15 protein-coding genes and 1 pseudogene are annotated in these 14,741 nt (G+C 33.8%); 12 read left to right on the forward strand and 4 right to left on the reverse strand.

Annotated elements, in window-relative coordinates:
- Positions 1-3 precede the first annotated feature (3 nt).
- A complete protein-coding gene (locus COB47_RS01250; RefSeq protein WP_013289614.1) occupies positions 4-966 on the reverse strand; it encodes a S8 family peptidase in 963 nt (320 codons plus the stop codon).
- Positions 967-1,191: 225 nt separating this feature from the next.
- Here COB47_RS01250 and COB47_RS01255 point away from each other — a divergent pair, with 225 nt between their 5' ends.
- The 6 genes and pseudogenes from COB47_RS01255 (at position 1,192) to COB47_RS01280 (ending at position 5,929) form a co-directional block, all read left to right on the forward strand.
- Positions 1,192-1,710 (forward strand): type II toxin-antitoxin system VapC family toxin, encoded by a 519-nt coding sequence (locus COB47_RS01255; protein WP_408605199.1) that lies wholly within the window; start codon positions 1,192-1,194, stop codon positions 1,708-1,710.
- 207 nt (positions 1,711-1,917) lie between these two features.
- Positions 1,918-3,071 (forward strand): annotated as a pseudogene (locus COB47_RS01260) (iron ABC transporter substrate-binding protein).
- A 33-nt stretch (positions 3,072-3,104) separates the two neighbouring features.
- Positions 3,105-4,166 carry a FecCD family ABC transporter permease gene (locus COB47_RS01265; protein ID WP_013289616.1) on the forward strand — a complete coding sequence of 354 codons (1,062 nt, stop codon included), beginning with the start codon at positions 3,105-3,107 and terminating at the stop codon, positions 4,164-4,166.
- A gap of 2 nt (positions 4,167-4,168) precedes the next feature.
- On the forward strand, positions 4,169-4,933 hold the full coding sequence (locus COB47_RS01270; protein WP_013289617.1) for an ABC transporter ATP-binding protein: 765 nt from the start codon (positions 4,169-4,171) through the stop codon (positions 4,931-4,933).
- Positions 4,934-4,956: 23 nt separating this feature from the next.
- The gene (gene tsaA, locus COB47_RS01275; protein WP_013289618.1) at positions 4,957-5,397 is read left to right on the forward strand and encodes a tRNA (N6-threonylcarbamoyladenosine(37)-N6)-methyltransferase TrmO; all 441 of its coding nucleotides are present in this window, start codon (positions 4,957-4,959) and stop codon (positions 5,395-5,397) included.
- Position 5,398: 1 nt separating this feature from the next.
- Positions 5,399-5,929 carry an FmdE family protein gene (locus COB47_RS01280; protein ID WP_013289619.1) on the forward strand — a complete coding sequence of 177 codons (531 nt, stop codon included), beginning with the start codon at positions 5,399-5,401 and terminating at the stop codon, positions 5,927-5,929.
- On the opposite strand, the gene COB47_RS01285 is transcribed toward COB47_RS01280, so the two are convergent.
- Positions 5,909-6,358, reverse strand: a complete 450-nt coding sequence (locus COB47_RS01285) for a DUF3842 family protein (RefSeq protein WP_013289620.1) — start codon at positions 6,356-6,358, stop codon at positions 5,909-5,911. The genes COB47_RS01280 and COB47_RS01285 overlap by 21 nt on opposite strands.
- A gap of 238 nt (positions 6,359-6,596) precedes the next feature.
- On the opposite strand from COB47_RS01285, the gene cheB reads away from it, so the two are divergent.
- Positions 6,597-7,673 carry a chemotaxis-specific protein-glutamate methyltransferase CheB gene (gene cheB / locus COB47_RS01290; protein ID WP_013289621.1) on the forward strand — a complete coding sequence of 359 codons (1,077 nt, stop codon included), beginning with the start codon at positions 6,597-6,599 and terminating at the stop codon, positions 7,671-7,673.
- Between the two features lie 71 nt (positions 7,674-7,744).
- On the opposite strand, the gene COB47_RS01295 is transcribed toward cheB, so the two are convergent.
- A complete protein-coding gene (locus tag COB47_RS01295; RefSeq protein ID WP_013289622.1) occupies positions 7,745-9,127 on the reverse strand; it encodes a sensor histidine kinase in 1,383 nt (460 codons plus the stop codon).
- A complete protein-coding gene (locus COB47_RS01300) occupies positions 9,124-9,798 on the reverse strand; it encodes a winged helix-turn-helix domain-containing protein (protein WP_013289623.1) in 675 nt (224 codons plus the stop codon). Before COB47_RS01300 ends, COB47_RS01295 begins: the two co-directional genes overlap by 4 nt.
- A gap of 170 nt (positions 9,799-9,968) precedes the next feature.
- Here COB47_RS01300 and COB47_RS01305 point away from each other — a divergent pair, with 170 nt between their 5' ends.
- The 5 genes from COB47_RS01305 (at position 9,969) to COB47_RS01325 (ending at position 14,735) form a co-directional block, all read left to right on the forward strand.
- The gene (locus COB47_RS01305; RefSeq protein WP_013289624.1) at positions 9,969-10,274 is read left to right on the forward strand and encodes a hypothetical protein; all 306 of its coding nucleotides are present in this window, start codon (positions 9,969-9,971) and stop codon (positions 10,272-10,274) included.
- A gap of 418 nt (positions 10,275-10,692) precedes the next feature.
- A complete protein-coding gene (locus COB47_RS01310; RefSeq protein ID WP_013289625.1) occupies positions 10,693-11,433 on the forward strand; it encodes a 2-phosphosulfolactate phosphatase family protein in 741 nt (246 codons plus the stop codon).
- Positions 11,426-11,986, forward strand: coding sequence for a DUF6512 family protein (locus COB47_RS01315; protein WP_013289626.1), 561 nt, complete (start codon positions 11,426-11,428; stop codon positions 11,984-11,986). The genes COB47_RS01310 and COB47_RS01315 overlap by 8 nt, the downstream gene beginning before the upstream one ends.
- 26 nt (positions 11,987-12,012) lie before the next feature.
- Positions 12,013-13,974, forward strand: coding sequence for a methionine--tRNA ligase (gene metG, locus COB47_RS01320; protein WP_013289627.1), 1,962 nt, complete (start codon positions 12,013-12,015; stop codon positions 13,972-13,974).
- On the forward strand, positions 13,971-14,735 hold the full coding sequence (locus COB47_RS01325) for a TatD family hydrolase (RefSeq protein WP_013289628.1): 765 nt from the start codon (positions 13,971-13,973) through the stop codon (positions 14,733-14,735). Before metG ends, COB47_RS01325 begins: the two co-directional genes overlap by 4 nt.
- The last annotated feature ends 6 nt before the right edge of the window (positions 14,736-14,741 follow it).

Below are 14,741 nucleotides of genomic sequence, written 5' to 3' on the forward strand. Positions count from 1 at the left end.
TTTTTATTTGAATCTCACAAGACCATAGCCAAATATATTATCTTTACCTTTTTCACCCAGATCCTTTGATAGTTTTATCAGCACATTACAAATTTTGTCTTTATTCATGCTGTTTTTAGGGTTTAACCCCCACTTTTCTGGTTTGCTTAAAATAAGAGCAATCATTCCTGTTAAGTGGGCAGCAGCAACTGAGTTTCCACTTGAGAGTTTATAACTCTGGTTTTTTGTTGTGGACAGAATATTTTCTCCATATGAACAAAAATCAATTTTACCTTGAGATGAAAACAGAGATATTTGATTTTTGTAGTTGACAGAAGCAACAGAAATAACTTCGGGGTATGATGCAGGGAAGCCTGCTTTTGAGCCAAATGAATTTCTTGCTGATGCAACAATGATTATTCCATGTTTTGCTGCTTTTGAAACAGCTTTTCTGAGTTTTGGATTATCAGATGATGTAGAAAAACTCATGTTTACAATGTTGATTTTGTTTTTTATACACCAGTCAAGAGCACGTATTACCAAATCAACTTTTCCTTCAAGTTTTTTATTTAAGATTTTTAAGATGAAAATTTCAGCATCAGGTGCGATACCGACAATACCAAAGTTGTTATTTTGAGCTGCGATTATGCCAGCGATAAAAGTACCATGTCCTGTTTCATCAAAAGCGGGTTTGTTTGGGTCAATAAAGTTAATAGTTTTGATAATATTTGCGCCTTTTAAATCAGGATGGTTGAGGTCGATACCGGAATCCAGAATAGCAATTTTTACATTTTTGCCTTTGGTGAATTTCCACATTTTAGTGATACCAAGTTTTTTGTAGCTCCAGGGAACAATTTGCTTTTTATAGGCTTGTTGAAGGTTTTGTGTAGGAGGATTATTACTCATGTAGAGATTGGCAGCAAGTATTGATGATAATATTGCAAAGATAGCACCTGACAGTAAAAAAAGCTTCTTGTGTTTGTGCAACAAATTAGAACCTCCTAACAAAATAAATAGGATTAAAGTATTTAAGAGGTGTTGAGTATAATGATAGTTATCAACTCCTTTCAATGGATAAAATAGCTATAAATACTTATATCAAAAAAAAAAAAAACGCAATAGGCAAATTGAATAAATTTTATTTTCTTCATGTGGAGAGTTTAAACAATAGAGTTGTATTTTTATACTTGTTACAAGATTTTTGTAGAATTTATGGTGGGAAAAGCTGCTATTTTAGCAAACAAAAAAATAATCAAGAATCAGGTGATTTTTATTTTTTACAAGTGGGGCAAAAACTCGCAATTAGATACTAATTTATTTATATATCTCATAGAGAAGAATAGAACTTATTTTCCATTAGTTAAGTCCTTATTTGAAAAAATCCAAAAAGGACAACTATATGGGGTAACTTCTAGCCTTGTATATACTGAATTACTTTCAAAGCCTTTTCAAGAAGAAAATATAGTCCTTGTGAATAAATACAAAGTACTCCTAGCTACATTTCCAAACTTAATAATTAAAGAAGTGGATAAGGATATAGCAACCCTTGCTGCAAAATTATGTGCCAAATATAAAATAAAAACTCCAGATGCAATATTTATTGCAACAGGAATAGCTGAAAAGGCACAAATATTTATAACTAATGACACAAGGTTGAAAATTGTAAATGAGATTAGTATTATAATATTAGATGAATTGCTTAATCAAACTGATAGAGTGATTATAGATTAAAAGCAGAATTAAATGCATCAAGATAGTCGGAATTATTCTTAAATAGCACCACGAAGGTGCTATAAATATTTAGAGTTGGTGGTAAGATAAATTCGAGAAAGGTATAACTAAAGATTTTGAGAACAAAGCCCACGATGGGTGAGAATATCACCTTTTGTGGGCTTTATTATTTTATTTACAAATATACACAGAGGAGGTAAAAAGCTAATGAGGGGCAGAGATTTTTGTTCGTATTACTTTAAGGCAAGAAAAAAGTCAATAAGTATTCTTACAATTTTGGGTCTTTTCTTCTTAATTATATCCAGCACATTTTCTGGCCAAGCAAAACAAGCAAAACAAGAAAAACCCTTGTCTAAACTCATCATTACAGACCTTCTTGGCAGAAAAGTAGAAATTGAAAACAAGAAGAACAAAAGAATTGTTGCAATAGGCCCTGGAGCATTAAGACTTGTTTTGTATGTCAACGGGACAAAGAATATAGTTGGAATTGAAAACGCTGAAAAGATGTGGGAAGAAGGTTCAAGGACATATATCATGGCATACCCTGAACTCAAAAAATTACCTGTGATTGGGCAAGGCGGACCAGATTCTTCTCCTGACCCAGAAAAACTTATTTCAATAAAGCCAGATATCATATTTGCTGCAGGTTTTTTGGACAGGGCAAAGGCAGATAATCTTCAGCAGAAAACTAATGTGCCAGTAGTTGTACTTGACTATGGAAATAAACTTTTGTTTGATGAGAATGTTTACAAGTCTTTAAAAATTATAGGACAAATTGTTGGAAAGAATGAAAGAGCTGAAGAACTTATAAATTACATGCAGAGATTAAAAGGCTTTTTCCAAAGTAGAACAAAAGAGATTCCAAATAATAAAAAACCAAAGGTGTACATTGGAGCGATAAGCTTTAAAGGTGGACACGGTTTTGAAAGCACGTGGGGAAGATATTTTCCTTTTTTAGCTATTAATGCATTAAATGTTGCAGACACAAGTGGAAAAGAAGGATGGTTTATGGTTGATAAAGAAAAATTTTGGAATGGAACCCAGACATTATATTTATTGATGAAGCAAACCTTGAGATTGTAAAGCAGGATTACAAGAAAAATCAGGATTTTTACAAATCTCTTTCAGCTTTCAAAACTGGAAGAGTCTATGGTCAGTTGCCGTACAACTTCTATTCGACTAATATTGATACGGTAATTGCCAATACCTTCTGGATTGCCAAGACTGTATATCCTGAAAGATTCAAAGATGTTGATCCTGTAAAGAGAGCTGATGAGGTTTATAAATTTTTCTTGGGGAAACCTCTTTACAGCAAAATGGCAAAAAAGTTTGGCGGATTTACAAAAATAAAACTTGACTGATGAAAAATTTTAAAAGGAGTTTTGGAGCTTAAAATGAAAAGCAATACAATTCAGAATGAGTACAAAAAGTTGGTTGCACGAAAGATTATTTTTTTAATTATTCTGATAAGTCTAACAGTTATTTTGGCAATTTATGCGATTGTAATTGGTTCATCAAATTTGAGTTTTTCAGATGTTTTTAAGACTCTGATAGGAAAAGGAGATGAAAGAACAAGGTTAATTGTTTTTAATATAAGACTTGTAAGAGTGCTTGCCGCTATTTTAGCTGGTATTGGTCTTGCGATAGGCGGTAGCGCCACACAGACTCTTCTTCACAATCCCTTAGCATCACCATTTACACTTGGAGTGTCGCAGGGTGCTGCATTTGGTGCAGCAATTGGTATAATTTTGCTTGGCGGTGGCACCACTTCATCTTCTGCCTCTGACTCTGTTGTGATTTTGAATCCGTCAATAGTAGTTACCTGTGCGTTTTTGGGCTCGATGATATCAAGTATAGTTGTGATCTTGCTTGCACAGGTTAAAAAATTTTTACCAGAAAGTGTTGTGCTCTCTGGAGTTGCGCTAAGTTCGCTTTTTTCTGCTGCAACAACAATCATTCAGTATTTTGCATCAGATGTTAAGATTGCAGCACTTGTTTTTTGGACCTTTGGCGATATTGGAAGAGCGTCATGGAATGATCTCAAGATACTGTGTGTGTTTGTCCTGCTTTCATGGTTATATTTTTTCAAAAATGCTTGGGACTACAACGCAATTGAAAGTGGTGAAGATGTAGCAAAAAGCCTTGGTGTGAATGTTGAAAAGAAAAGAATTGCTGGGATTTTTATCAGCAGTTTTGTCACATCAGTTATTGTTGCTTTTTTAGGAATTATAGGATTTATATGTCTTTTGGGACCGCATATAGCAAAAAGGTTTGTGGGAAATGACCAGAGATTTTTGGTGGCTGCCTCAGGACTTGTTGGAGGTTTTTTGCTTCTTTTGTCTGACACAGTTGCAAGGCTTATAATATCGCCCATTGTTTTGCCTGTTGGAGCAGTAACTTCATTTTTGGGCGCTCCACTTTTTCTATATCTTCTGATCAGGAGGAAGAAGACATAAAAATGCTTGAAGTTAAAAACCTCAGTTTTGCCTTTAAAGATTTTGAGGTGTTAAAAGAGATAGAGTTAAAAGCTCAAAAAGGGCAGTTTGTATCAATCCTGGGCAACAACGGTGCTGGTAAATCCACTTTTTTAAAGTGCATAGCAAGAATTTTAAAACCACAAAGCGGCGTTATTATGGTTGATGGCAAAGATATAAGTCGTTTTTCATCAAATGATCTTGCCAAGGTTGTAGGATATGTCCCACAAAGGTATGCAAGTACAAGGCTTACGGTGTTCGAATCGATTTTGATTGGAAGAAAACCTCATTTTTCGGGGATAATACCTTCTAAAGAGGATTTGCAAGTGGTAGAAAGTGTTATAGAGAAGTTTGGACTAAAACCTCTTGCTTTCAAGTATTTGGATGAGCTGAGTGGCGGTGAAATGCAGAAAGTTGTGATAGCGCGTGCCGTTGCCCAGCAGCCCAAAATTTTGCTTTTAGATGAGCCAATAAATAATCTTGATTTGAAAAATCAGGTAGAGGTATTGAGTATTTTAAAAAAGCTGTCAAAAGAAAATAGTATTTTGGTAATTAGTGTCCTGCATGATTTAAACTTGGCAATAAGGTTTTCTGACCACTTTGTCTTCATTAAAGACAAAAGCGTATTTGCCTCAGGTGGCAGGGAGATTATCACTCCTGAGATTATATCAAATGTGTATGGAATAGAGGTAAAGGTAGAAACTTCACACGACCAGCTTTTTGTTGTTCCTATAGTTCCGACAATATAAAAATATTAAAGGAGAGAAATTTTATGGAGCTTGTCCCAATTGGTATATTTCACACTTCCTACAAAACAAAAGATGAAGCTCCTCGTCAGGGAAGAGGTTCTGAGGATATTGCGTATATAGAAGTTTTTGAGAAATACATTGATGGATTAAAGGATATAGAAGAAGCCAAGTATCTTATCATACTTTACTGGGCACATGAGGCTAAAAGAGATGTTCTTGTGACAAAAACTCCTTTTTCAGATGTACCTAAAGGTGTATTTGCTTGCAGGTCGCCAAACAGACCAAATCCAATTCTATTGGATGTTGCTGAACTGGTAGATAGAAAAGGAAATGTCCTGGTTGTAAAAGGAATAGATGCTATTGACAGCTCACCTGTTTTGGATATAAAACCTTTTTATGCAGAGATTGATGTGCCTAAAGAAATTTTGTTCAGTAGCGTAGTAAGAAAGGAGAGTGAAACTTAAAATGGACAGCGCGCTTTGGCAAAAATGCATAGAGTTTCATGGGCATATTTGCCCTGGTCTTGCAATAGGATTTAGAGCATGTGAAGTAGCAATAGAAAAGCTTGATCTTACTTTTTCAAAAGACGAAGAGGTTGTGTGTATAACAGAGACAGATGCTTGTGGTGTTGATGCTATTCAGGTTATTTTGGGAACTACTATTGGAAAAGGAAATCTAATTTTGAAGGACAGAGGCAAGCATGCATTTACCTTTTTCAGACGCGACACTAATGAAGGAATAAGGGTTGTTTTTAAAGGTTTTGAAAAAGACGTGCCACGTGAGGAAAGACTCAAAATTATACTTAGTGCGCCACTTTCACAGCTGTTTGAACTAAAACAGCCAAAAGATAATATTCCACCATCTGCACGCATCTTCAAAAGTGTTGAATGTACAGGGTGTGGTGAAAAGACAGCAGAGAATAAAATAAGAGTTTTGGACGGGAAGTTTTACTGTCTTGACTGTTTTGAAGAGTACTCAAGAGGATGGAGCAGATAAACTCCTGTCCTCTTTTTCTATGCTAACTGCTATATCTTCGATTATGTAATTGAATATTTCTTTAATTGAAAGATTTATTGTTCCCGGAATAAATATTCCATGCAGATTAAGAGGGATTATATACTTTTTGCACTCTAAAGAAAATACCATTTGTGCTATCTTTGCAGTGATTTCACCATTTATTCCTCCGCAGGTTAAAATTCCAATTGGGCCAACAATCGCATCTGGCACAAAATTTGATAAAAAATAAACAATTTCGTCCTCACCGCAATATCCCACATCTGCACCGTTTTTGAGCATGTTTTGCATAGCCACTTTGTTAGTTCCAAGCGCAACAACTTTTATTTTATCTTCAAACTCTTTTTTTAATCTTTTTATAAACTCCCTTCCAAGTCCTGCTCCTTGTCCGTCTAAAACCGCAATAGTCATCTTTCTTCAACCCTTTTCATTATGTTTCTAAACCAATCAATTTCAATTATAAAGCTTGTTTATTTTAATTGTCAAAGAAAAGTTATCGATTATAGCCTACAAACTTTAATTATATCTTTTTTGTATTATTTTGCCTCCAAAAAACAACAAAAAATTTTATTGAATACTATAAGAAATTTTGTATATAATTCATTACATATGAGAAGATTATAATTAAATTTTTACGGTGAAAGAGACAATGAAAAGGATTTTAATTGTTGATGATTCTGAGCTTATGTGTGAGGTTATAAGAGGAGCTTTGAGGGGTTTGGAAGAAGATAATGTTATATTTGTAGCAACAAACCCTCTTATTGCAATAAGGAAAGCTAATTTGTTCAAGATTGATCTGGCATTGATTGATTATGAGATGCCTTACATGAATGGTATTTTGCTTATTGACTATTTAAAAGATATAAATCCATTGACAAAGATTTTAATGGTTTCTGCTTATACAGAACCAGGGGCGCAAATTACTCTTGAAGCATTAAACAGGGGGGCTATTGATTATATATTAAAACCTGCGAATAAAGATGAATTTAATGAATTTAAAAAAGATTTATTGGAAAAAGTTAAAGGTATTATATTTCAAAAAGATTATGCTTTTGTTAATATAAAAAGAACAACAACATCAGAAAAATCAGAAAAAAAAGTTTTTCCTGTAACTTGTGGTATTGATAACAATAGAAGTCACTTAATAAACAAGCTTAAAGAGAGTAAGGTAATAGCTATTGGAATTTCAACTGGAGGTCCACCTGTTTTAGAGAAGATTTTTACATCTCTTAATAAGGATTTTTCAATACCCATTTTGGTTGTTCAACACATGCCTCCAACTTTTACAAAAGCTTTAGCAGAAAGACTTAGCAAAGTTGCACAAAGGCAGGTAAAGGAAGCAGAAGATAGAGAAAAAATAGAAAATGGAGTTATTTACATAGCTAAGGGTGGAACACATCTTGCTGTTGAAAAAATTTTAGGGAAGTATTATGTAAGACTGCTTGACAATATTGAAAAAGTAAATAATCACAAGCCATCATGTGATATTTTATTCAGCTCAGTTGCGGAATGGTATGGAGAAAATGCAACTGGAATAATAATGACTGGAATGGGTAGTGATGGTGCAAATGGACTTTTTGAGATGAAAAAGCAGGGGGCTTTGACTATTGCGCAAAGTAAAGAATCTTGTGTGGTTTTTGGCATGCCAAGAGTTGCTATAGAAAAGGGGGCAGCAGAGGTAGTTTTGAGTGTTGAGGAGATAATAGATCTTTTAAATAGGGTTTAGATTTTTGATTTATTAAAATTTGGCTAAACTATTTGCCTTTTTCATCCTTTTCATTCCATAATGTTAAAATGTTAAGTTGTAGATTTTTGTTCTTTGGGCAATATAATTTCGAAACACGAGCCAATGCCAATTTTACTTGTGACATTTATTCTGCCTTTGTGAATTTTTACAATCCAATCGACGATAGAAAGACCAAGACCTATTCCCTCAGTTGTTCGTGCCTTATCCACTCGGTAAAATCTATTAAAAATAAAAGGAAGATCCTCTTCAGGAATTCCAATGCCACTATCTTCAATAGTTATTTTTATTTGATGTTCTAATTCCTCGACTTTTGTTTTTACCCATCCACCTTTTTTGTTATATTTTATAGCATTTTCAATAAGATTTATAAAAAGACGAGTAAGCAGAGTTTGGTCGCCTTCAATAAAGATTTCTTTATTGCAATCATGGTATAATTTTACTTCTTTTTGTAAGGCAAATTCTTTCATTTCCTCTATTACATCTTCTACCATGTTTTTAAGATTTATCTTTTCAAAATCTACAGGCCAGTTACCTTCTTCACATCGGCTTAGCATAAAAAGCTGTGATATTATTTTGTTCATCTTTAATATTTCTCTGTATATATAATGTAACTGTTGATGATACCTATCTTTAGTTAAGTTCCTTTCAAGTGCTTCTTCTACTAAAGCTTTAATTGTTGCAAGTGGAGTTCGAAGTTCATGTGATGCATCTGATAAGAACCGTCTTTCTCTTTTGAATGCATTTTCTAATCTTTCCAGCATTTCATCAAATGTTAAAGCAAGCCTGCCAATTTCATCATTTGTGTTTGGAAAATTCAAACGTTTGCTCAAATCGGTATGTCCTATTGTTCTTGCCATTGTTGTTATATCGTCAATGGGTTTTAATGCTTTTTTAGCAAGGATATACCCACCTGCTACTGCTATTAAAAACGGAATTGGGATAGATAGAAATATTACGTTTTTCAAATTATTCATAATTCTTCTTGTTGAAGATGGTCTTCCAATTCTGAGCCAGCCGATTAGGTTATTTTTCATATCATATATTCGCTGGTCATAAACAAGCCATTCTTTGCCATTTAATTCAAACATTCTTACCTTTGTATCAAGAGGAATGTTTTTTATGCTTTTTGCAAATAAATTACTTGTTGAATATATCATCTTTTTATTTTTGGAATACACTACTATTTGTGCTCCTGAGCTAATTATTCTGTGTGACTCTGAGATAGTAATTTTGCTGTCTTTCGAAATGTTTATTCTCAAAGCAACTTCATATGCAAAGTCCTGCAAAAAACTTCTCTCGCTTATTTCTAAAGTTTGAAACATAAGAAGGTACAAAAAAAGACTAAACAGAGCTACTATGACCATTAACATTATTGAATACCAGATAGTAAGTTTTAATCTTATATTTAAACACTTAAGAAAATTTTTTTTCATTTTTCATCCCTCAACATATATCCTACACCACGGATAGTATAAATAAGTTTTTCAGGGAAACCATCATCAATTTTTCGACGAAGATACCTTATATAAACATCAACTATATTAGAAGTTCCTTCGAAATCATAATTCCATACATGCTCGGCTATCTGAGAGCGTGTAAGGACTCTGCCTTTATTTCTAGCAAGATATTCTAAAATAGAATACTCTTTTGATGTAAGCTCAATTAGCTTTCCTGCTCTTGTGACCTTGTGAGAATTTGTATCTATTACAAGGTCTTTTACTTTGATTATTGGTTCTCTTGTTTGAGCATATCTTCTTAATAATGCTCTTATTCTTGCTAAAAGTTCATCAAATGAAAAAGGCTTTACAAGATAATCATCTGCACCAGCATCAAGTCCAATGACTCTGTCTTCTATTGAATCTTTAGCAGTCAAACAAAGTACTGGTGTTTGGATTCCTTTTAATCTTATAAGTTTCAGCAAGTTGATGCCATCAATCTTAGGAAGCATTATGTCAAGTATAATAAGGTCATAGCTGGTGCTCGTTGCAAAATGAAGACCTTCCTGTCCGTCAAAAGTTATATCTGTACTATAGCCTACTTCTTGAAGTCTTCTTGCAATGGTGTGTGCTAGTGATTCCTGATCTTCTACTATTAGAATTCTCATTTGAGTTTTCACCTACACTTTAGTTTCTATCTCAAAATTATAACTTATGCTGAAAACTTTATAAATTAAAAAAGTTTAATCCTTCTTTAATCTTCTTTTAATGTTAAAGATTTAAAATAAATAACAGATTTGAAAAATCAAAATTTTACAAAAGGGAGGTTTTGATTTCAATGAAAAGAAAATCAAAGCTTATGAAAAGACTTATTGCAATTGGAATTTTGGCAGCTTTTATTTTAACTGGAGTTTTTAGTTTTGCTGCCACAACATCTACTTCTTCGTCAAAAAGCCATGTAAAGAAGGTATCCACAGTTGCAACTAAAACTCCTGTAAAAGCAGGAAAGATTAGTACAAAATTAGCTAAATATTCAAAGAGCAGCAAGTCTTCAAAAACAGAAACTAAAAAGAGTTCTACAAAAACAAACAAAGTTTATTCCTCAAAGAACCAAAAAACTGCGAAAACGTCAACCTCAAAATAAATCAAATTAACTAAAGGTAGCACTGCTACAATCCTAACTTCATAATAAAAAATTTTGGGCTGTGCCATTTAGATGCTTTTAAAGAAGGGCCAGCCCTTTTTTATTATGACCTTACATAAAATGAGAGTTTGCAAAACTGGAATTTTTTATAATTTCTAATTTTCTTTATGTAACTTTTCAGGATAAAAAAGAGAGAATGCAACCAAAAATTTTATAATATGCTATTAAACTGTATAAATTCCAGTAATATTTTGTATTATATTGAGTCCTGATTGATAATTTATTATCACATTTCTATTTTCTTTTACATACAGGTTGTGGTATATATAAAGTTAAGATTTATATTTAGCAAGAAAAACTTTGAAATTTACAGTGTTCAACCTATTTTAACTTTAAAGAAGAAAGAAGGTATAAAAGGTTGAAGATAGTTACATTTTCACACTATAAAGATGTTGATGAAAAAGAGATAAAAGATTCTGTTGCCGTTGTGATAGACCTATTGAGGGCAACTTCTGTTATGATATGGGCAATCTCAAATGGGGCAGAAAAGATTATTCCTGTTGAGTCCATTGAAGAGGCAAGACTTTTTAAAAGTGTTGAAGAAACCTTTATACTTGGAGGGGAAAGAGGAGGTTTAAAGATTGAAGGGTTTGACCTTGACAATTCACCTCTTTCTTATAAAAAAGAGGTTGTTTGTGGTAGAAAAATTATCATGACAACAACAAACGGAACAAGAGCGCTCAAAAGAGCAGTTATGGCGAAAAGAATATTTCTTGGTTCATTTATAAATGCACAAAAAACTGCAGAGTATATATTAAAAGAAGCTTTGAAAAAGGATATACAAAAAATAACAATTGTATGTGCAGGTACAGAAGAGAAGTTTACCCTTGAAGATATTCTGTGTGCTGGATATTTTGTTGATATGTTTAAAAATGGTCTTGGAGATGTTGAAATTGATGATCTATCCTTGGCTTCATTTGAGCTATATAAAAAATTTGAAAATGACCCTCATAAAATATTAAAATATTCATATCACTATAATCGTCTAAAACAGCTTGGGTTTGAAAAAGATCTTGAGTTTTGTCTCAGAAAAGACTTTGTAGATTGTATTTGTGAGTATAAAAACCTTGTTGTAGAGAAGGTGTTTGTTGATGTTTGAGATTTATCTTTCGTCATATTCAAAGAGGATTTATAGGAAAAGAGCCAAAATTACAAGTTTTGTAGGAATGATTTTTATTCTATTAATATCTTCTCTTTTGCATTTTGGGTTTGAGTTTTTCGGGAGGATAAAATGGACAGCAATAGTTTTTGCAGTAAACGAGAGTGTATGGGAACATCTAAAGATAGGATTTTTTGGTGGCTTTATTTTCTACATAATTGAATATATAATCTATGGAAGAAGGTTTGAAAATTTTATTGTAGGAAAGTCTGTAGCACTTTTTTTAATTCCTTTTTTAACAGCTATATTTTATTTTCTGTACACCGCATTTTTGGCTGACAATCTTTTTTTGGATATATTAACGCTTGTTTTGGCAATCATAATTGCTCAGCTTGTCAGTCTTAAAATCACACTTTCACAAAAGAAAATTAAAAAAGCACCTTTTGTGATACTGATAATTTTGCTTTTGATTATTTTTCCGCTGTTTACATACTTTCCACCTAAGATTCCTCAGCTTTTTTACGACTTTGCTCACAAAAGGTATGGAATATAAATTTTTAAGAGGAGGAACAGGAAAAGATGGAAAAACCAAAATTTTATATAACCACACCAATATACTATCCTTCTGACAAGCTTCATGTTGGTCACACTTACTGTACAGTTGCTGCTGATACAATTGCAAGGTACAAGAGATTAAGAGGGTATGACGTGTTTTTCCTGACAGGGACAGATGAGCATGGACAAAAGATAGAAAGAAAAGCGCAGGAAGCCGGTAAAACTCCACAACAATATGTTGATGAGATAGTGGCTTCAATAAAAGAGTTGTGGAAGCTTATGAACATTTCATACGATGATTTTATAAGAACAACCGAAGAGAGACATAAAAAGGTTGTTCAAAAGATTTTTACAAAGCTTTATGAACAGGGCGATATTTATAAAAGCGAGTATGAAGGCTGGTACTGTACACCATGTGAATCTTTCTGGCTTGACAGACAGCTTGTTGATGGGAAATGTCCTGATTGTGGAAGACCTGTTGAGCGTGCAAGGGAAGAGAGTTACTTTTTCAGGTTATCAAAGTATCAGGATGCCTTGATGAAATATATAGAGGAACATCCAGAATTTATAGTTCCCCAGTCACGTGCAAATGAGATGATAAATAACTTTATAAAACCGGGACTTGAGGATGTCTGTGTGTCAAGAACAACAATTAAGTGGGGAATTGAAGTGCCGTTTGACCCCAAACATGTCATATATGTATGGATAGATGCTCTTTCAAACTATATAACAGCACTTGGTTATATGTCAGAAGATGATAGCAGGTTTAAAAAATACTGGCCGGCAGATGTTCACCTTGTTGGAAAAGAAATTGTCAGGTTCCACACCATTATTTGGCCGGCAATGCTTATGGCGCTTGGTCTTCCTCTTCCAAAGACTGTATTTGGTCATGGCTGGCTTCTTTTGGAAGGCGGTAAAATGTCAAAGTCCAAGGGAAATGTTGTTGACCCGGTAATTCTTGCTCAAAAATATGGCGTGGATAGTCTCAGATATTTCTTGCTTCGTGAAATTCCATTTGGTGCAGATGGTTATTTTTCAGAAGATGCTCTTAAAAACAGGCATAATAGTGACCTTGCAAACGATCTTGGAAATTTGCTTTCAAGAACAGTTGCAATGATAGAAAAGTATTTTGATGGTGTGATTTATCATCCAGAGGAAGAAGAAGAGATTGACAATGAACTGAAAAGACTTGCTAAAGAGGTATACGAAAATGTCTGCAAGCTGCTTGATGAGTTCCAGTTTTCAAATGCATTGATTGAAATATGGAAGCTTATCTCAAGGGCGAACAAGTATATTGACCAGACAATGCCCTGGGTGCTTGGCAAAGACAAGTCAAAGTATCCAAGGCTAAAAACAGTGCTTTATAATCTTGCAGAGGTTTTGAGAGTGGTTGCTGTGTTAATAGAGCCATTTATGCCTCAGACAACACCAAAGATCTTGCAACAGCTGGGTATTTCAAAGGATGAAAATTTGGATATAACTACATGGGAGAGTGCATCACAGTATGGCTTGATTCCAGAGGGTACAAAGGTAAAAAGAGGTGAACCTATTTTCCCAAGAATAATAGAAAAGGAGGAAAATGCTGTGGAAGATACAAACAAGCAAGAAGTTAAAAGACCTGAGGGAGCTGTGCCTGCAGATGACAAAAATGAAGAGCAAAAAGAATACATCACAATAAATGATTTTGCAAAATTAGAACTGAGAGTTGCTAAGATATTAGAAGCACATAGAATAGAAGGTGCAGATAAACTTTTGAAACTCATTATTGATTTAGGAGATGAGAAGAGGCAAATTGTTGCAGGTATTGCAAAACACTACTCACCCGAGGAGCTTGTTGGCAAAAAGATTGTGGTTGTTGCAAACTTAAAGCCTGCAAAGTTAAGAGGAGTAGAATCTCAGGGAATGCTTTTGGCAGCCTCAATTGGCGATGAACTTACCTTAATCACCCCTGAAAAGGACATAAAAGAAGGAGCAAAGGTAAAATGATAATAGATGTTCATGCACACTATGATGATGAAGCTTTTGATGCAGATTTAGAGGATGTGATGGCAAAACTGAAAGAAGAAGATATAATTGCCATCTCATCCTCTTCTTCTGTTGAGTCTTCAAAAGAAAACATTGAAATTGCAAAAAAATATGATAACATTTATATAACTGTAGGAATTCATCCTCATGAGGCAAAGGATGCACCAAAGGATTTTGAGCAGGAGCTTTTTGGGCTTGCAAGGTTTGAAAAGAACGTTGCAATTGGTGAGATTGGGCTTGACTATCACTACGATTTTTCTCCAAGGGATGTTCAAAGAGATGTTTTTGTAAGACAGATTGAGGTTGCAAAAGAATTAAATCTTCCAATTGTTGTTCATTCAAGAGAGGCTCACAAGGATACTTTGGATGTTCTTTTTGAAAGAGCTGTAGGCAAAATTCCAGTTTTAATACACTGTTATTCAGGAAGCGTTGAGATGAGCAGGATTTTGAGAAAACATGGGATATATATCTCAGTTGGTGGTGTTATCACTTTTCAGAATGCTAAAAAACTGGTTGAGGTTGTGAAAGAGTATCCGCTTGAACTTTTGATGCTGGAAACGGATAGTCCTTACCTGACACCGCACCCCTACAGAGGAAAAAGAAATGATTCAACTTATTTAAAGTATGTAATACAAAAAATTGCTCAAATAAAAGATGTTTCTGAAGATGAGGTTATTGAAAAGACTACACAGAATGCAAAAAACTTTTTTGGTATAAAATAAAAAGAA

The organism is Caldicellulosiruptor obsidiansis OB47 (genome assembly GCF_000145215.1).
Lineage (GTDB): Bacteria > Bacillota > Thermoanaerobacteria > Caldicellulosiruptorales > Caldicellulosiruptoraceae > Caldicellulosiruptor > Caldicellulosiruptor obsidiansis.